The 18,003-nt window shown below is 50.9% G+C and carries 15 protein-coding genes and 1 pseudogene; 8 read left to right on the forward strand and 8 right to left on the reverse strand.

From position 1 onward, the window contains the following. Positions 1 to 16 precede the first annotated feature (16 nt). From ACG2F4_RS17000 to ndk, 3 genes are read right to left on the reverse strand one after another with little or no spacing between them, the layout of a single operon-like run. Positions 17 to 1,633, reverse strand: a complete 1,617-nt coding sequence (locus ACG2F4_RS17000) for a histidine kinase dimerization/phosphoacceptor domain -containing protein (protein ID WP_395262090.1) — start codon at positions 1,631 to 1,633, stop codon at positions 17 to 19. A gap of 28 nt (positions 1,634 to 1,661) precedes the next feature. Further along, complete coding sequence (locus ACG2F4_RS17005) at positions 1,662 to 1,889, reverse strand: hypothetical protein (RefSeq protein ID WP_395262091.1); 228 nt, start codon at positions 1,887 to 1,889, stop codon at positions 1,662 to 1,664. Positions 1,890 to 1,899: 10 nt separating this feature from the next. Beyond that, positions 1,900 to 2,331 carry a nucleoside-diphosphate kinase gene (gene ndk, locus ACG2F4_RS17010; protein ID WP_395262092.1) on the reverse strand — a complete coding sequence of 144 codons (432 nt, stop codon included), beginning with the start codon at positions 2,329 to 2,331 and terminating at the stop codon, positions 1,900 to 1,902. A 137-nt stretch (positions 2,332 to 2,468) separates the two neighbouring features. On the opposite strand from ndk, the gene ACG2F4_RS17015 reads away from it, so the two are divergent. Further along, complete coding sequence (locus tag ACG2F4_RS17015) at positions 2,469 to 4,307, forward strand: DUF5939 domain-containing protein (RefSeq protein ID WP_395262093.1); 1,839 nt, start codon at positions 2,469 to 2,471, stop codon at positions 4,305 to 4,307. Here ACG2F4_RS17015 and ACG2F4_RS17020 read toward each other — a convergent pair. Beyond that, positions 4,251 to 4,502, reverse strand: a complete 252-nt coding sequence (locus tag ACG2F4_RS17020) for a hypothetical protein (protein WP_395262094.1) — start codon at positions 4,500 to 4,502, stop codon at positions 4,251 to 4,253. The genes ACG2F4_RS17015 and ACG2F4_RS17020 overlap by 57 nt on opposite strands. Positions 4,503 to 4,775: 273 nt before the next feature. Here ACG2F4_RS17020 and ACG2F4_RS17025 point away from each other — a divergent pair, with 273 nt between their 5' ends. Beyond that, on the forward strand, positions 4,776 to 5,207 hold the full coding sequence (locus ACG2F4_RS17025) for a methylglyoxal synthase (RefSeq protein WP_395262104.1): 432 nt from the start codon (positions 4,776 to 4,778) through the stop codon (positions 5,205 to 5,207). 3 nt (positions 5,208 to 5,210) lie between these two features. Next, on the forward strand, positions 5,211 to 7,283 hold the full coding sequence (locus ACG2F4_RS17030; RefSeq protein ID WP_395262095.1) for a thioredoxin domain-containing protein: 2,073 nt from the start codon (positions 5,211 to 5,213) through the stop codon (positions 7,281 to 7,283). Positions 7,284 to 7,403: 120 nt separating this feature from the next. Here ACG2F4_RS17030 and ACG2F4_RS17035 read toward each other — a convergent pair whose 3' ends face one another. Then, on the reverse strand, positions 7,404 to 8,588 hold the full coding sequence (locus ACG2F4_RS17035) for a metallophosphoesterase (protein ID WP_395262096.1): 1,185 nt from the start codon (positions 8,586 to 8,588) through the stop codon (positions 7,404 to 7,406). Between the two features lie 127 nt (positions 8,589 to 8,715). Between ACG2F4_RS17035 and ACG2F4_RS17040 the strand changes: the two genes are divergently transcribed. Next, positions 8,716 to 9,336: a sigma-70 family RNA polymerase sigma factor gene (locus ACG2F4_RS17040; RefSeq protein ID WP_395262097.1), complete on the forward strand. Its 621-nt coding sequence runs from the start codon at positions 8,716 to 8,718 to the stop codon at positions 9,334 to 9,336. After that, entirely contained in the window at positions 9,308 to 10,147 is an 840-nt protein-coding gene (locus ACG2F4_RS17045) for an anti-sigma factor domain-containing protein (RefSeq protein WP_395262098.1), read from the forward strand. The genes ACG2F4_RS17040 and ACG2F4_RS17045 overlap by 29 nt, the downstream gene beginning before the upstream one ends. Positions 10,148 to 10,286: 139 nt before the next feature. Here the strand turns inward: ACG2F4_RS17045 and ACG2F4_RS17050 are convergent, their stop codons facing one another. From ACG2F4_RS17050 to ACG2F4_RS17060, 3 genes and pseudogenes are all read right to left on the reverse strand, one after another. Then, on the reverse strand, positions 10,287 to 11,501 hold the full coding sequence (locus tag ACG2F4_RS17050; protein WP_395262099.1) for an exo-beta-N-acetylmuramidase NamZ domain-containing protein: 1,215 nt from the start codon (positions 11,499 to 11,501) through the stop codon (positions 10,287 to 10,289). 214 nt (positions 11,502 to 11,715) lie between these two features. Beyond that, a complete protein-coding gene (locus ACG2F4_RS17055) occupies positions 11,716 to 12,531 on the reverse strand; it encodes a sulfite exporter TauE/SafE family protein (RefSeq protein WP_395262100.1) in 816 nt (271 codons plus the stop codon). A gap of 96 nt (positions 12,532 to 12,627) precedes the next feature. Further along, positions 12,628 to 12,768: pseudogene (locus ACG2F4_RS17060) on the reverse strand (PhzF family phenazine biosynthesis protein); the annotation flags it as partial. A 395-nt stretch (positions 12,769 to 13,163) separates the two neighbouring features. On the opposite strand from ACG2F4_RS17060, the gene ACG2F4_RS17065 reads away from it, so the two are divergent. The 3 genes from ACG2F4_RS17065 to ACG2F4_RS17075 all read left to right on the forward strand — a co-directional run bounded on the left by ACG2F4_RS17065 (position 13,164) and on the right by ACG2F4_RS17075 (position 17,663). Continuing rightward, a complete protein-coding gene (locus tag ACG2F4_RS17065) occupies positions 13,164 to 13,526 on the forward strand; it encodes an endonuclease domain-containing protein (RefSeq protein ID WP_395262101.1) in 363 nt (120 codons plus the stop codon). Between the two features lie 555 nt (positions 13,527 to 14,081). Continuing rightward, positions 14,082 to 16,490 carry an endonuclease MutS2 gene (locus ACG2F4_RS17070; RefSeq protein ID WP_395262102.1) on the forward strand — a complete coding sequence of 803 codons (2,409 nt, stop codon included), beginning with the start codon at positions 14,082 to 14,084 and terminating at the stop codon, positions 16,488 to 16,490. A 462-nt stretch (positions 16,491 to 16,952) separates the two neighbouring features. Next, on the forward strand, positions 16,953 to 17,663 hold the full coding sequence (locus ACG2F4_RS17075) for a DNA-binding domain-containing protein (protein WP_395262103.1): 711 nt from the start codon (positions 16,953 to 16,955) through the stop codon (positions 17,661 to 17,663). The last annotated feature ends 340 nt before the right edge of the window (positions 17,664 to 18,003 follow it).

Here is an 18,003-nt window from a genome sequence, read left to right on the forward strand (position 1 = left end):
ATCCCAAAGCCGTCCATCAGGCCCCGGCCGCTTCCACCGGTATATCGAGATTAAATCCCGTATTATAGGTCTGATCGACCTGGAATACTCCGTTCAGCTGGCGGGTCAGGGTAAGAATAAGCTTCATGCCTAACGTTTTTTGCTTTGCAGGGTCAAAGCCTTCGGGCAGGCCGATGCCGTTATCCCGGACAGAAATAAGAATTTCCTGCTCTCGCTCCCGCATCTTTACAAAAATAGTTCCGCTCTCCCGACCCTTAAACGCGTGAATATAGGAGTTGAGAAGCAGTTCATTGAGGATCATGGCCAGCGGCACGGCCTTTTCAATCTCCAGGGTAATATCATCTGAGTCGATATGAACATCGATCGCCTGATCCACCTGCTTGAAAGAATGACTCAGCCGGTTCGAAAGTTTCAGACAAAATTGCTTGAGATGCACATTGTCAATAGCGTTGGTCTGGTGCATCGTTTCATAGACGATGGCCAGTGACCGCAGCCGGGCATGGGAATCCTTGAGTGTCTTCTCCACCGATTCCTGTTCTCCGGTTTTCAGCTGGAGTTCGAGCAGGGCCAGCACCATGGTCAGGTTGTCCTTCACCCGGTTATTTACCCGATCAAGCAGCTGGTCGCGCTGTTCCAGGGCTGCCTTCAGTGATGATTTTCGTTCTTCCAGTTCTTCAGTCTGTTCTTCGACCTTCGCCTTCAGGTTGTCATTCCAGGACCCCACAAGGTAGATTCCCCCCATGCCGGCAGCCATCACGAGCCCGATAGAGTTCCAGGTGATGATCTGGAAAGAGCCGGTAATTTTGGCGAAGTTTTTTTCCACGCTGCTGGGCATACCCGCCATCTCCTGCTGCATGCCCAGCGACCCCAGCACATTGGCTCCCACGATAAACAGCGTTAAAACCACGACCACGCTCAATATAGCCGTATAGATCCACTTCAGTGTTACGTCAGGCTCAGGGATTTCAAAATAATTGGACTTCACCCGCTCTATCGAGGGAGTGCAGAAGTAGAGCAGCGGCCCCACCAAAATCATAGACTGAAGGAACGTACCGGTCCACCATCCCTTCCAGATAGTAAATGTCTCGGCCGCAGAGAGATCATGATACAAACTCCAGACGAATGACCCCAGCGAGCTGGCCAGCGCAGCAACAAACGCTACGGTGGTAAAGAAGGCTATTCGCTTGAGATTATCGGGGCGTGGACTTACAGGCAGGCTGTGGTAACAGAGGGCAAATATTGCAAGACCCAGGATAAAGGCGACTCCGAAAAGCAGCGCCCAGTGTATCGGCATGTATGAAGAATAGGCAATGAGGAAAGCGGAAAGAAACACCGGTATGAATCCCCATTCAAAGCCGACCCAAAACATAACAAGGGTGCCCAGAAAGAGCGGCGGGTACATCATAAAAAAGGTGTAGAGCGATTGGTACTCATCACCCATTAACGCCCGGGGCGGGGAGAGCAGAAATACCGAGATTATACTGGCCGCAATAAAAAAAATCCAGATTACAAACAGCAGCTGCACCCGGCCATCCGCTAGCGAATATCGCTTCAGCAGGTAATCCAGTGGAATGGGATTCCACCTTTTCTCTGTAGATCTTTCATATAATGACTGAATACGATCGTTTCCCATCCGTTGCACGCTATTCTTTTAAGATAAATTATAAATTAAAGATTTTTAATATGTTTAAAAATTCTTTTCCTGCAGCTGCTCTTTTCCTGCTGAAAAAGCCAGTTTGTGCAACGTTTTTTTGATCTTCCGTGTACTTTTCAACACCCGGAGATACAAACTCTTTCTGACATAAAAAACGCCGGTGTCCTGTATTCAGGGCACCGGCGCTTATTTTGAGAAGTCTTGGCAAAACCGTTGTTTTGCCCGATTTCATCATTTTCGGATCACTACGCCTTGTTGGCGATCACCTCTGCTTCACTAAAAAAATAGGCGGCCTCGAGCTTGCCGTTTTTCACGGAATCGGAACCGTGGATAATATTTTCCCCGACACTGTCTGCAAAATCAGCACGGATGGTCCCCTCATCGGCCTCTTCAGGGTTGGTAGCCCCGATGAGAGACCGAAAATCTTCGATCGCATTTTCCTTTTCCAGGATCATCGGCACGCAGGGTCCGCTGCTCATAAAATCGCAAAGCTCGTCGAAAAAGGGTTTATCCCTGTGAACAGCGTAAAATCCTTCAGCAGTATCGCGGGTTAATCGTGTCATTTTCATTGCCACGATATCAAATCCCGCCTCCTGTATTCGCCTGGTAACTTCACCAATTAACTCTTTGCGTACACAATCAGGTTTTAAGATCGTAAGTGTTCGTTCTACTGCCATTATTCAGTTATAAAATTTTGTAACAATTAGGGTTATATCTGCTCTTGTAATCAAAGGACGTTGAATATACGGTATAAATATCAATACACGAAGCGTGATAACCTCGCAATTTCGCTTTCGGGGTATATACTCAATTTATGAATGTACGTGCACTTCATTTTGACTGGAATTGGCAGCTGAGCTCTACACCTGCAACATTATGGCCCCTGGTTTCGGACACGAACCGATTAAATAAAGAGATCAAGCTGCCACCAGTCCGGAAGTCGACTGCATCGTATGATATAAGAACGGGACACGCGCAGCTTACCTACAATTCCCTGCAGAATACCGATGCCTGGGAGGAAGAACCCTTTGAATGGGAACGGCCTTATCGATTCGGAGTCAAACGCCGGTATAAAAATGGAGCGTTCCGGGAGATTAAACTGCAAGTGGATCTCCTCCCGAACGCGGAGGGAACCCGGGTTCGATACCGGATATGGGCTTCTCCGCGAAATATTCTGGTTCGCTTCATACAAGCGGTAAAAATTAATTTGCTGCTGCGGAGAAGACTCAAAAAAACGTTCGAGACCTATGACCGAATACAGCAGCAGAATGTGTGGCCTTACGAGATCAAACCGGAGGCGCGGCTGGTTCCCGGGGGACGCCAGCGGCTGGAAGACTGTACCAAAAAACTTAACGGGCAAAGCGGCAGACCCGTAATTGTTTCTGCCCTTGCCCGCTTCCTCACCCATGCAGCGGATATTGATCTTTCCCGTATCTCCCCTTTCCAACTGGCGGATCACTGGAACGCACCGCGAGGAGAGGTCCTGCGCGTCTTCTTGCATGCAACCAAGGTCGGGCTCCTGGACTTTAGCTGGGACCTGTATTGCCCCACGTGCCGCTCGTTGCAGGAGCGACACAATTCCCTGAATGAAATCAATAAAACCGCCTACTGCAGCGCGTGCAGAAACAAATTTTATGTAAATTTTAACAACAGGATTCAACTCAGCTTTCGACCAAACCCGCTGATTCGAAAAATTGCTGACAAAGCCTACTGTGTCACCGGTCCCCAGTCCAAACCACACGTTGCTGTACAACAGTTTTTATCCCCCGGTCAAAAGCGGTACCTGAAAGTCCATCTTTTGCCGGGCAACTATTCGCTGCGCGCCCTCGGGCAGAAAGGTGAGGCAAGCGTGCGCGTAAACAACAGTAACGGCAGCGACAACATCACCGTTGTGCTGGACCAATCGGGATTCAATGGAGAAGAAGTGACGATCACCGAGCAGCCCAACCTGGTATTCCACAACAAGACCGGAGAACACCAGGTTTTCCTGCTGGAGCAAACGAACTGGAACAAGTACCTGCTCTCAGCCGCGGAGGTGACCTCTCTTCAACTATTCCGGGACCTTTTTGACAAGGAAGTACTTCACAGGGGCAAAAAAATTGCGGTTGACAACCTCACGCTCATGTTCACGGACCTCTACGACTCTACCGGCATGTACGACAAAGAGGGAGACGAAACCGCCGTGGGAAAAGTGATAGAACATTTTGAAATACTGCAGCAGGCGATCACCGAAGAACGGGGCGGGGTCGTCAAAACAATCGGGGATTCCGTTATGGCGGTGTTCAATAATCCTGTAAATGCATTCCGGGCTTTTATGAAGGCCCATCAGGCGATTACCCGCAACGAGCAGTACGGGGAATACCTGAAGCTAAAGGCGGGGATCCACCACGGCAGCTGTATGGCGGTAAACCTGAACAGCAACATTGACTATTTTGGATCGACCGTCAATATCGCCTCCCGGCTGGTCGATTTTGCCGACGAAGATGAGCTGGTATTTTCAGAACCTGTGCGCGACTGCCTCGAAAATTCCGGCATGATCGGCGAAGACGCTCGCATCCGGGAACAGGATATTACCCTGCGCGGTTTTGGAAACGAACTATTCCGGATCTCCCGTATGACGCTCAAAAAATCCCCGCTCCGTTTGGTAGTCTGACTTGTCCTCCTGCTGCGCCTGAAATGCCGCGGAAGCTCCCTGCTTCTCCGCTTCCTCTCTCTTGACCATCTCCCTGCACGGTTCATTTGGAACCTGCCGGCGTTGGGCGCGCGTAATGGTCCGGGTACCCCCGTCACAAAGCAGGTATCGCACAGCCGCCCTGTTTTTTTTACCGCTGATATCCGTATGTTCCACCTTTGGATATTGCCTCTATTTCGTCCTGTTAAGAGGACTTTTTTTAAACGGGAGTTTTGTCCGGGGTCATCCCCTATCCCCTGATTGTATTTAAAACCGCAGTTTATACTCCAAAAATGAGAATTTCGGATGCGCATAAATACAGAAAACGGGCAAACCAAGGGTTTGGCAACGACCTCTTTAATTTAACTTTTCCAATTAACAACTTATGTCTATAAAGAAAACAGATCCTCCGATTGCCCACTCTTCCAAACGGATGGGCCGGAAAAAAATATTGCACTTATTGCGCACGATCACCGCAAAAGCGACCTGCTGGACTGGGTTGAATACAATTCCGAAAGTCTGAAAAAGCACAACCTGTTTGGTACGGGCACCACCGGATCGTTGATCTCTGAAAAACTGGAACTGAATGTTCACTGTTTTAAGAGCGGACCCCTGGGCGGAGACCTCCAGATAGGAGCCGCTATCTCAGAAAATGAGATCGACATGATGATCTTTTTTTGGGATCCGCTCCAGGCGCAGCCTCATGACGTGGATGTAAAAGCGTTGCTTCGCATTTCCGTTTTGTACAATATTCCGGTCGCCCAAAACCGCTCTTCGGCAGATTTTATGATATCCTCCCAGTTAATTGATGAAACCTATGATCGATTCATTGTAGATTACAGCAAGCGTTTTTCAAAAAATTTCCAAGACCAAAAAGAGTAAACTGTGTCTTCCAACCAACTTTTTGACGAAAAAAGCCCATATCTGCAACAACATGCCGACAACCCCGTTCACTGGTACCCCTGGGGAGAGGAGGCGTTCGAGGCGGCCAAGGACCGCGACAAGCCGATTTTCCTCTCCATCGGGTATGCCACCTGCCACTGGTGCCACGTGATGGCCCACGAATCGTTCGAAGACGAGGAAGTCGCCAACCTGATGAACGAGGCCTTCATCAACATCAAGGTTGACCGCGAAGAGCGGCCGGATATTGACAACACCTACATGACGGTTTGCCAGATGATGACCGGGAGCGGGGGCTGGCCGTTGACAATATTCATGACGCCGGAAAAACAACCGTTCTATGCCGGCACCTATATCCCCAAGCGCGGTCGGCAGGGGCGGCCCGGCATGGTTGACCTGATCCCCTGGATACGGGATTTATGGAAAAATGAGCGGGATAAAGTCTACCGCTCGGCCCGGGAAATTAAGGATGCATTTCAAAAATCGAATGTACAAACACCGGGTAAGGGACCCTCACAAGAGACCCTCAACAAGGCATTTCACCAGTTCAAACAGCAGTTTGACCGGCAACACGGCGGCTTCGGGCAGTCCCCGAAATTTCCCAGTCCGCATAATCTTATGTTCCTGCTCCGGTATTGGAAGCAAAGCGGCGACCAGCAGGCCCTTGTCATGGTTGAACAGACACTGGAGGCGATGCGGCGCGGCGGCGTTTACGACCACATAGGATATGGCTTTCATCGATACGCTACTGATGCACAGTGGCTCCTTCCACACTTCGAGAAAATGCTGTACGACCAGGCCCTGCTGATGATGGCCTACACCGAGGGCTGGCAGGCCACGGGCAACGGTCTCTTCAAGCAGACCGCAGATGAGATTGCCACCTACATAAGCCGTGATCTTCTTGATGAGAATGGCGCATTTTACTCGGCCGAGGATGCAGACAGCGAAGGTGAGGAGGGCAAATTCTATGTATGGAGTACGCAGGAAATTCGGGATCTACTGCCAACCGCTGATGCCGAACTCTTCATCGAAGTATATAACCTCGAGGATCAGGGCAATTTCAAGGAGGAGGCCTCAGGTCAGAAAACCGGCAAAAATATTCCTCACCTGCAAAAATCTATTGAAGACCTCGCAGCGGAACGGGACATGACAGTGGAAGAACTAAATAAGAAGCTGAACTCAATCCGTAAAAAGCTGTTTCAAGAACGGGAAAAGCGGGTCCGTCCTTTCCTCGATGACAAAATATTGACCGACTGGAACGGGCTGGCCATTGCGGCTCTCGCGAAAGCCGGTACCATTTTCCAGGAGCAAGAATATATTGAGCGGGCTGAACGGGCATTCGGTTTTATTTCCGCGAATCTACAAAAAGAGGATGGCACGCTCCTGCACCGCTACCGGGAGGGAGAGGCCGCGATTGACGGAAACGCCGATGATTATGCATTCCTGACCTGGGGATTGCTGGAACTCTATGAGGCTACCTTCGATACCGAATACCTGCAGGAGGCGCTCCGGCTTAACGATATTTTCATCGAACACTTCTGGGACCGGGAGAACGGCGGATTTTATTTTACATCGCACCAGAGCGAAGAGCTGCTGGGACGAAAAAAGGAGGTCTACGACGGGGCTATTCCCTCCGGGAATTCAGTAGCCATGCAAAACCTGGTGCGACTGGGACGAATTACGGGCAACACCGGCTGGGAGGAAAAAGCGGAACAGATCGGGCAGCTATTTTCTGAACAACTTGAAAAAGCACCCACCGGCTTTGGACAGATGCTGCAGGGCGTGGGGTTTGGGCTGGGCCCGAGCTACGAAATTGTCATAGCGGGCAGAAAGGATACCCCCGCAACCAGGCAACTCCGGGATGAGATTTTTTCCCACTTCATCCCCTGCAAAGTAGTTATTCTTAACGAACCGGGTGACGAGACGATCCGTGAGCTTGCTCCATACACCCGTGACCAACCCATGATTGAAGGCAAATCCGCGGTATACGTATGCCGGAATTACAGTTGCGAGCGGCCGGTAACCGAACCGGAGAAACTGGCCCAACAACTGTCCTGATCCGGGCGGCATCTCCCATTCTCCTTCCGGGATGGAGGCCCATTTAAAGAGGTATAATCCGCATTTTTCACCAGGCAGTTGGTATGGAAAAGCCTTTTCAAATCATCTGCTGAGGATCTTCTACTCCCGCCTGAGCTCAATAATCGAAATATTGGGAGGGGCATTGTACCGCACCGGCGACAGGGTAAAGCCGAGACCGTTGTTTACATTGATGAGCATCTCCCCTTCCTGGTATTGGCCCTGCACATACGGGGTTTCAAAGTCTGGTGCCGAAAACCTGGTGAAAAACAGCGGTACCCGTATCTGTCCCCCGTGGGTATGTCCGGCCAGCAGCAGATGGTACCCTGCAGCTTCACTCTCCCTGATAATCTCCTCTGACACCTGGTGTGTCAGCATCACCCGCAGTTCGGCCTCGGTGCTGTCCCGGGTTAACCTTCTAACTTCCTCAACAGGGGCCGTTCGGCTGTACACGTTGGTTATGCCAGAAAGCCTGACCCGGGCACGGCCGACCTCCCGGTAGGCATTTTCCCCTTCCAGGACGCGTATCCCGCGCTCTCGCAAAGCGCCTGCAATTTCATCCGATCCCGCCCAGTAGTCATGGTCGCCAATCACAAAATACACCCCGTGCGGAGCCTCCAGCCGGGCCAGCTCATCAGCCGCCATGGCAACATACTCGGTACCATACGAAATGAGATCCCCCGTAACGACCACCAGGTCAGGATGTTCGGCATTAACCCGGTCTACATACGCTGCAACCTGCGGTTGGCCTGTGTACCGGTCGGCCTGAACATCCGTGATATGCGCAATTCTAAACCCCTCCAAATCCTCTGACAGCGTCTCTTCCGTGTACGTGATCGGTTCGACTTCGATATCCAGGGTGTCAGAATACATCTTGTACCCGGTATAAACGAGAATCACAAGGAAAAACCCGACCACCAGGAATCCATATATCTGGTCCACAAATGGCGCATTTATGCCGTTCGCATTGGCGCTTATTTTGAGGATGTCGGAAGCCACAATCCAGGCCAAAACCTGGAAAGAGAATGCCAAACCGAACCAAAAATAGTAGATGATCGGTTTGGGATAGGTCAGTATATCGACATCTGCTCCTCCCAGGTATTGAAAAAAACCGCTCAGGGGAAACAGGTAGAATGTCAAAAAAAGAAGCACCACCAGCCAGGCCAGCGAGGAACCAGAAGTGGGGCTGAGATATTCTACCGCGCGGATCATCCTCCAGCCGAGATACAGGTCAACGGCCGCCTTAATAGTTGCAGCAAGAAGCGTCATTTTTAATAACCAGGGCACGATCGGTTCCTTTTACTTGATATTAATAAGCCAAACACTAATTTATTTTTTTGTACAGATCAAATTTCTTTTCTTGATTAAATCCAATGGTAAACCACATGCGTATTCTATTACGGGAGCAGGCCACGTGATCGTATTTAACTTCATAGCAGTACTGGGTGCATTTTCCCACAGAGATTCGGGTGACGAGCGGGCGCTTGTCAAGCGAATCAAGGGCGGCGACACCAAGGCCCTGGAGGAGCTCTACGAGCTTTACAAGTCGCTCCTGTTCGGCATGATTCTCTCGATCGTAAAAAAACGGGAAGAGGCCGAAGACCTGCTGCAGGAAGTGTTTATGAAAATATGGGAAAAAGCCCACACTTTTGATGAGGAACGCGGCAACGTGTACAGCTGGATCGTCACCATAACCCGCAATAAATCGATTGACCGGATCCGCTCCAAAGGCTACAAGACCCAGCAAAAAACATCAACCAGTGTCAATGAACCTGCCCTCACCCTGGAAGGAGACAACTTTGATCCGCTGGAAACGACCATTTTCTCCGATCGGTCTGAACTCGTTAAAAGGGCCCTGGAAAAGATCCCCGAAGAACAACGTGAAGTGATCAAGGTGGCCTATTATGGGGGTATGACACAATCCGAAATTGCGGAACACCTGGACATCCCACTCGGCACCGTTAAAACCAGAACGCGTCAAGGTATGATTAAACTAAAAAATATTCTTGAAGATCATATTTCCATCGATGGGTGACAACAGCACGCATAACAACCGCTTTGAGGAGCTCTGCGCCGGCTACGTACTGAATGCCCTGGAGCCGGCGGAACGCTCGGAGTTTGAGGAGATGCTGGCCTCGGCCGACCCCGGCCAGCGTAAATTCTACCGGGAGATGCGCTCTGCAGCCAACAACCTGGCCTTCAATACGAATCGCGTGGAACCATCCCCTGCCGTCAAGCGAAACCTGCTGCAGGTGATCAACGAGGATATTGAAGAACAGGAATCCACCGACCGGGAACCTGTTGACTGGCAAAAATTCGCAATTGCAGCCTCTTTTGCGCTGCTGCTGGTTACGTTGAGCCTGCTTTTCTACGCATTCAACCTCAACAGTGAACTGGAAACCCGCAACCAGCAATTGGCCCGGCAAGAGCAAACCATAACGCAGCTGGAGACCGAGATTGAACAAAAAAATGAGATGCTTTCTATCCTGGGAGCCCGCCAAATAGACATGGTGATAATGCAGGGGATGGAAGCCAGTCCACAAGGCTATGGAAAAGTGATCTGGGATGCAGAACAACAACAGGCGCTGCTGCAGGTCTCCAACCTCCCTCCCGTTCCGGCGGATAAGGAGTACCAGCTGTGGATTATCAGGGACAATACCCCGATCAGCGCCGGGCTGTTTGCCGTGAACGACCCCAAAAAGGATGCATTTTTCAAGATTGAACAGATGGAACCTGCCGACAAACAGGCGACCAACGCATTCGCCGTCACCCTCGAACCCAGGGGAGGAATGCCCAAACCGACCGGCGACATGTACCTGATGGGCAATATGGAAAACAATCGATAAGAGCATTTTGAGAAAACCGGGGCGTGTTCCGGGGTCAACCCCTGAGCAAATTCGTAATTGCAGATGAAACCCCATAAATTGAGGATGTTGAATTCGGCAAAAACCAATACTTGGGCAACCCAACGGTTTTGCAACGGCCTCAATAAATAAGATAGGGCATGCGAGTTTGCCGGAATCGCTTGATATCCTCATCCCAGCCAGCCTGAAACCTGGTCACTTCTCCGGAACCGGCCAGTTTATAGATAAAATCTGTCGTTTCGGCATTCGCCGTAGCTGCTGCCATTTCCTGCAGCAGATCCATACCAAATGCAACAGGATCAAAATCATAGCTTTTAATACTCAGTCGTACCCCCCTGCACTGCTCTCCCTCAAATTTTGGATTAACCGCCTTTCCGGGAATTGACTGCGGTGTGAACTGGATGCGCTTAATGTTGACTTGGGAATACCGGTTGCGAAGGCGGGAAAGGGCTTTCTCATGAATCTGAGTCGTTGGAGAACCGATTGTCAAAAACGGGTGGTCGGTGCCCCGTCCTTCTGAAATATTGGTTCCCTCGAATAACACCGTTCCCAGGTACATGTAGGCATGTTCAAAAGCAGGCAGATTGGGAGAAGGGGCGTGCCAGCGCAGCCCGGTTTCCGGCCACTTCATGGATCGCTCCCAGTTTTCAGCGGGAATCACCCTGAGTGCAGGCTCCTCCTCAAACTCGATCCACCGCTCCCCTATCATCATCTTTGCAAGTTCGCCGAGGGTCATTCCGTGGGCCATCGGAATCGGGTAGGCTCCCACAAATGAGGTATATTGCTCCTCCAGGATCCAGCCGGCCATATATTCGCCCCCCGCGGGATTGGGTCGGTCCAGTATCCACACCGGAAGGTCTGCGGCGGCCGCCGCTTCCAACACCAGGCCCAGCGTCACGTTGTAGGTATAAAAACGAGCGCCCACATCCTGCATATCGAACAGTAAAAGATCGACCTTTTCCAGCATCTCCGGGGTCGGCTTTTTAGTCTCTCCATAGAGCGAATAGACCGGCAAGCCGGTCTCCTGGTCAATCCCGTTTTCAATGACTTCGCCGGCACCGGCCTCCCCGCGGAATCCGTGTTCAGGGGCGAACAGAGCAGTAACGTTTACCCCGAGCGTCACCAGGGTATCCAGCATGTGGGTATCCCCGATCCGTGCCGTGGGATTCATCACCAACCCGACCCGCTTGCCCGCAAGTTCATCCAGGTGCTTGTCCACCAGCACTTCGGCCCCCACCTTTACCTTGCCAGGATGATTACCTGCCTCCTGTTTCCCTGACGAATGGCAGGCCATCACCGACAGTAACAAAAAGAAAATTCCAAAACGTATGTTCATGGTTCAATCAGTTATGTTGTGCCGTGCAGGCTGACAAATTTTTTCACAATATTTTAAATGTCAAAGGGACGTTTGCAGCACCTGCTATTTGTTGGGAGGTGGTTATACCACCGAACTTACTGATCTTTTAAACGCGAGTACAACTTCCCCCGAACGGTAATTCGTATGTTTTGCAGAGCCCTCTGAAAGGCTTAGCGAAACCCGGGTTCCCGGCTCAAAATACATCTGAAAGCAGCTTCACGACAATAATGAGCGCCAACAGGGCAAACCCGTATTGCAGGTATTGACGATTGACTTTCAGGTTAATAAATGCACCGAGAAAACCACCGGTCAGTCCCCCGATAGAAAGCGGAAGCGCCGCCCCCAGGTCTACCACCCCAAGAGCGTAACCCGACAGGGAGGATCCGCCGGCCGGATAAAATGCCAGCTGCAGCCATCCTGACAAGGAGATAAAAACGATCGCCAGCGAAGAAACACTCACCGCCTTTTGAATGGGAATCCGGTAATAGAGATTCATGATCGGCACCATAACGCTCCCCCCGCCTATCCCGGCAAGAGCCGCCACGAACCCACCCGCCCCGCCGGTGATTCCCGCCTCTTTCAACGTAATCAGGCAACGGGGCGCCCTGGCCTCACGAGCTGAATTTCTTCCTCTTTTAACAAACCGGTACGCGACATAGAGGAACAGCAGGCTAAAAAAGATGGCAAACACTTGTTCGGTATAAAATGCAGCGGTTGCCACCTGTTTGCCAGCCCACACGCCCGCTGCTCCCAGCAATCCCACGCGCAGCCCCTCATTCCCAAAAAAGTTATCCTGCCGGTACTGGCGAATCGAGCTCCCGGCAGCTGCAATAAATGTACAGAACAGCGAGGTGCCAATAGTCCACAACACCAGTTGCGACATACCCGCCTCTTTAAACAGCAAGAACAGGATCGGGGTAAACAGCACGCCCCCGCCGATACCGAAAAGCCCGGCCAGCACGCCCGCCGCCAGGCCGATGAGCAGCAAAATGAGAAAAGAAAACTCCATAGATCAAAGCTAAATGGTGATACTGTTTCTGTATTAAATTTCGAGTACCCAACTTTAAATAATGTATTTCCAGGTAGAGGCCGATGGTTTTATATCGGTTTCCGAAAGGTTATTTTCCATGGCAATCTGCTGCATCAGTTCATCCGGGATCCATCTCTCCAGTGGACAGACCGCGGCCGGATTTCCCTCAAAGAGCGTGGCTGCGAATGCATCTACCTGGAAAAGATCAATTTTCATATTTCTGTCCTTTGGTTCACATTGGCAGTTCTGAATTACAAAATATTTCTGTGAATTCAAATTCAGTGATTCCGCCAAAAGACAGTTATATTTGCACATATTCAAAACGCAGTAATGAGTACATAACCTGAGTTCGACGTAGTGATCTCAACCAAAATGCCTGTTTGTCTTGAAATGGCAAGAAAACAGTGAGGCTGTCCAAAAAGTCTCGACAGATAGTTGCATTCATTAATACTTTAGGTTTGTGGAAGAAATGGAAGATCAATCCTCCTGTCCTCCTTCTCCAAGGAGGCACTCTTGGGTCTCAATCTCAGGATGCAATAAAGGCAATGTGTTGAAGTCCCTCTTGGAGAAGAGGGATTCAGGGAGATTGACAAAAAACAAAGTTCGTTAAGATGACAAAGAGTAAATCACACTATAATAAAAAGCATAAGGAGCTAGCCAGAAGACTTCGGAAAGATGGTACTAAGGGAGAAGCTATTCTCTGGAACGAAGTCCTCCGGGCCAGCCAATTTCATGGCTACCAATTTAACCGCCAGTTTTGCATTGATAATTATATCGTTGATTTTATTTCCAGAAAACTTAACCTGGTTATTGAACTAGATGGGTATTCCCATAAATTCAAATATGAGGACGACAAAGTACGGGATAAGCGATTAAAAGAGCTTGGATATACTGTACTCCGATTTTCAGAAGAGGAAGTACGCAATGATTTGGATAATGTTATACGGGTGTTGGAAAATTATCTGCCAGAATAATAATATGATCAATCCTCCTGTCCTCCTTCTCCAAGGAGGAACTCAATGACAAGAAAATGGCTCTTATTGTATGGAATGGGCACTTACAAAGTCCCTCTTGGAGAAGAGGGATTTAGGGAGATTGATAAACCACCTGATGGTTGAAAAGCTAATGAGGAATGGAAAAGAGAATGAATTCTGGAATGTGTAGTTTTAGGTATGGCCTGAGCGATGTTGATTAGGTGCTTAATAATAAATTTTAGCCGATATACTAAATCCACCAGGTCAATCCTCCTGTCCTCCTTCTCCAAGGAGGAACTCTTGGGTCACAATCTCAGGATGCAATAAAGGCAATGTGTTGAAGTCCCTCTTGGAGAAGAGGGATTCAGGGAGATTGACCACGCCTTAATTATTTAAATGGTGTTCCCCCTTATTGGACTTTTTGGACAGCCTCATAAAAGCCCTGCCCCAAGAAAGTAAGAAACAATGTTAAAGCTGGAAGCTAGAACTCACGTTAAATAGTATTTCATACTCACGACTCAGAACCCAAGACTCACAACTCACTACACACACCCAATGCAATTTTATCCTCCGCACCTGTCTGAGAAACTTGGTTTTGAAACGATCCGCCGGGAAGCCGTCGGGCGCACGCGGTCGGTTGTGGGTGAAGAGCATCTGCAGCGCATGGAGCCCTCCTCAAGCCCGGACCGCGTAGCTCGTTTGCTGGATGAGACGCGCGAAATGATGGATCTTATCCGCAATGATGCTGCTTTTCCCCTGGACAACCTGCATGATATCAGGGATTCGCTCAGCAGGTCTAAACCGGAGGGTACCCTGCTCTCGGCCGAAGCGTTCCTTGAAATACTGCAGCTGGCTGCCTCCGCCCGTCGCGTAAAGTCGTTTTTGGGCGATCGCCGGGAACGGTACCCGGTACTGGATGCGCTGGCGGTGGAGCTGATTCCGCTGAAGGAGCTTGAGGAAGAGATCAACAAGGTGATCACTGAGCAGGGTTCACTCAAGAACAACGCCAGCAGCGAACTGCAGTCGATCCGATCCCGGCTGGGAAAACGGCAAAACGATCTGCGTAATACCATCAACCGGGTGATGAGCCGCGCCACCAAACAGGGCATGGCTTCTGATGAAGGCCCCACCCTGCGCAACGGCCGCATGGTAATTCCGATCCGGGCGGAATACAAGCGAAAGATCCAGGGATTTGTGCATGACGTCTCCTCAACCGGACAGACGGTCTACCTGGAGCCGGTGGAAGCGCTCAACATAAATAATGAAATTCGGCAGCTCGAATCTGAGGAAAAGCGGGAAATCGAGCGTATCCTGCGCGCTCTCACCAATGAGGTTCGAAAAAACCACCGGTACCTGGAGCAAAATATCGAGGTACTGGGACGTTTTGATATGATTTCGGCCCGGGCTCAGCTCAGTATCGATCTCGATGCTTTTGTCCCGGTTCTCTCCGACGGCAAATATCTCCGCCTGAAGGAGGCCTACAACCCGATTCTGCTGCTCAAAAACCGCTCACTTGCGGAAGAACAGCGCGAGCCGGTCATCCCGCTCGACATGGAGCTCGAGGAAGGCGAACGCTGCCTGATGATCACGGGCCCCAATGCCGGGGGGAAGTCGGTGGCAATCAAGACGGTGGGGCTCTGTGCCATGATGATGCAGTCCGGCTTTGCCATTCCCGCCAAAGACAGCTCTGAACTGCCGGTATTCAGCAAGCTGTTCGTGGACATGGGAGACGACCAGTCGATCGAAAACGATTTGAGTACCTTTTCCAGTCGACTGCAGTGGATGAAGTCCGTGATGCAGGAGGCGGACGGGAGCAGCCTCGTCCTTATTGATGAAGCCGGTGCGGGAACCGACCCGGACGAAGGCGGGGCACTGTACCAGTCGCTGGTCGAGCACCTGATCAGCTGTGGCGCACTTTCGCTGGTAACCACCCATCACGGTGCACTGAAGGTGTTTGCCCACGAACATCCCCACGCCGTAAACGGATCAATGGAGTTTGACCAGGCCACCTTGTCCCCAACCTACCGGTTCAAAAAAGGCGTGCCCGGCAGCAGCTATGCATTTGAAATCGCACAGCGGATGGACCTGAGCCCGGAACTGCTGCAAAAAGCCCGCGAGATTACCGGGTCCACCAAGCAGGACATGGAATCGCTGATCAACGAGCTGGAATCAAAAACGCAGGAGGCCGAAACCCTTAAAAGGGATTATGACCGCCTCAAAAAAAAGATGGAAACCGAGCGCCAAAAATATGAAGACAAGCGCCGCGCACTCGAAAAAGAGAAGGACCAGATCCGCGAGAAGGCGCTGAAGCAGGCCGAAGAGATTATGCAGTCGGCCAACCGGCGGATTGAACAGGCGGTGGAGCGGATTGTTCAGCAGGGCAAAAAAGACAAGCAGGCGATCAGCAGGGCCCGCGAGGAGGTCTCGGAGCAGAAGGATGAAATTGAGGAGGAACTGGAAGAGCTGGAGGCCCGGCAAAAACAGGAACAGCGGGAACAGCTCTCCGACGAGCCGCCGAAAGTGGGCGACATCGTTCGCCTGATGGACGCCAACACCAATGGCGAACTGGTTGAGGTCAATGGGAACCAGGCCGTAATTCAGGCCGGCGGGTTACGCCTTAAAACAAAATTTAACAACCTCGTAAAGGTTAAGGACGCCAGCGAGAAACCGTCTCCCAAAAACCGCGTCAGGGTAAATGTACCGCGAAGCGCACGCCCCGGTCCCACCAAACCCTCTATTGAGATCCGCGGCATGCGGGGTCGCGAGGCGATTAAAGAGGTGGAACATTACCTGGACAACGCCATCGCGGCGGGACTCAACAGTGTAGAGATCATTCACGGCAAGGGGGAAGGAATCCTCAAAAACCTGGTCCATGAGTACCTGGATGAACGTGCGGAGGTCAGCAGCTACTCCCTGGCACCCGCGGACCGTGGCGGTGCCGGGGTGACGCTGGTTAAATTTTGATATCAATGGCTTAACGATCCTCCTTCTTTCTCATTAGTTATTAGTTATTAGTTATTAGTTATTGGTTCAAACAAATAACTAATAGCCAGTCCACTAATAACTAAATTGCGCCGGAGTCGAAGAATGGCAGGCTGCTTAGGGGTGGAGGGGTTAACACTCAAACAGTAGTTGCCATGTTTGGGGAAATCCTTCGATCTTCATTTCACTTCGCTTCATTGCGCTCAGGATGACACAGCGTTGAGTTGATACGGGATGGCGCGGTGTTGCCGGGACCGCAATGATGTTCATTTCTTTTACAAATATTAGAATCCACTATCTTTTTTGTAAGGATCGGCGTTTAACCGGGTCTAAGAGGTAAAGAGAACTTCACTGTTCATCACATATACGTTTTCAGTACACCAATATGGTGCTGAAGCGGATCAACTATCAACAAAAACAATCCTATAACGAAAGGAGACGCCTATGTCTTTAGAATATTATTTAAAGCGCAATCATATAACATCCGACGAGGATGATTACATGGCTATCAGCATTAACCCGGAGAGCTACTCGATCGAGGATGTCTACGACTACATGACCCGGGAGGGATCCACCGTCACCCGTGCGGAAGCGCTGGCGGGATTCGAGGAGGTGACCCGTGCCATCCTGAACCTGGTGCAGCAGGGACATTCGGTGGTGACGCCGCTGGTCAACATCCGTCCCGGCATAAGCGGGGTGTTCGACAGCGAGGATGACCGTTTCGACACGGATCGCCACGAGGTGCGCATCAACGTTTCGCCCGGGCTCCGGCTGCGGGAGACGGCCGACGAGATCCCCACTCAAAAGGTGGAGCCGCGCGAGCGTATTCCCACCATCACCCACTACTCCGACAACAGCTCGGGGAGCCGCGACGCGGAGATCACGCCCGGCGGCGGTGCCCGTATTGTGGGGCAACTGCTGAAGTTCGACGAGGAGGACCCCGACCAGGGCAACTTCTTTGTCAATACCTCCAACGGCACCGAAACGCGGGTGGAGAGTACCCTCCTGCGGAACAAGCCGAGCGAGCTCATCTTCATCAACCCGGAGCTGGACCCCGGCACCTACCGCCTGGAGGTCCGGGCCATACTGCAGGATACGACCAACCTGCGAACCGGGCTGATGACGGATCAGCTGACGGTTGAAGACGCAAGCTGATATCACCGGGAACACACGCCCCCTCTGTGGCACCGCAGAGGGGGTTCTTTTTTGCCCGCAAAAAAACGCCGATATCTTTTACCAAAAAAGATGGTATCTTTTTCCTCATAAGATGCCATCTTTTTTTGTATAAGATGGTATCTTTTTTTTCAGGAGCAATTTTTAGGGAATTATGAATGAAGAATTAATAATGATGAATTTCGAAGGGGGAGCTCGTATAAACGAGTTATAGCACCATGTCCAAGACCGGAAGAAGTTCTGTCTGACGAGGGAGCGAGCTACAAAATATACAACCTGGTCTTTCCCGGCCTTGAATGGGGCGCGGAGGCCGAAGCAGGCG

This window comes from Halalkalibaculum sp. DA3122, assembly GCF_043951865.1.
Classification (GTDB): Bacteria; Bacteroidota; Rhodothermia; order Balneolales; family Balneolaceae; genus JAMQKA01.

Bases quoted from the DNA above. Each gene is read 5' to 3' on its own strand.
- ACG2F4_RS17075 (WP_395262103.1), top strand. From the start codon at position 16,953: ATGTCTTTAGAATATTATTTAAAGCGCAATCATATAACATCCGACGAG.
- ACG2F4_RS17000 (WP_395262090.1), bottom strand. From the start codon at position 1,633: ATGGGAAACGATCGTATTCAGTCATTATATGAAAGATCTACAGAGAAA.
- ACG2F4_RS17065 (WP_395262101.1), top strand. From the start codon at position 13,164: ATGACAAAGAGTAAATCACACTATAATAAAAAGCATAAGGAGCTAGCC.
- ndk (WP_395262092.1), bottom strand. From the start codon at position 2,331: ATGGCAGTAGAACGAACACTTACGATCTTAAAACCTGATTGTGTACGC.
- ACG2F4_RS17055 (WP_395262100.1), bottom strand. From the start codon at position 12,531: ATGGAGTTTTCTTTTCTCATTTTGCTGCTCATCGGCCTGGCGGCGGGC.
- ACG2F4_RS17015 (WP_395262093.1), top strand. From the start codon at position 2,469: ATGAATGTACGTGCACTTCATTTTGACTGGAATTGGCAGCTGAGCTCT.
- ACG2F4_RS17005 (WP_395262091.1), bottom strand. From the start codon at position 1,889: ATGATGAAATCGGGCAAAACAACGGTTTTGCCAAGACTTCTCAAAATA.
- ACG2F4_RS17070 (WP_395262102.1), top strand. From the start codon at position 14,082: ATGCAATTTTATCCTCCGCACCTGTCTGAGAAACTTGGTTTTGAAACG.
- ACG2F4_RS17050 (WP_395262099.1), bottom strand. From the start codon at position 11,501: ATGAACATACGTTTTGGAATTTTCTTTTTGTTACTGTCGGTGATGGCC.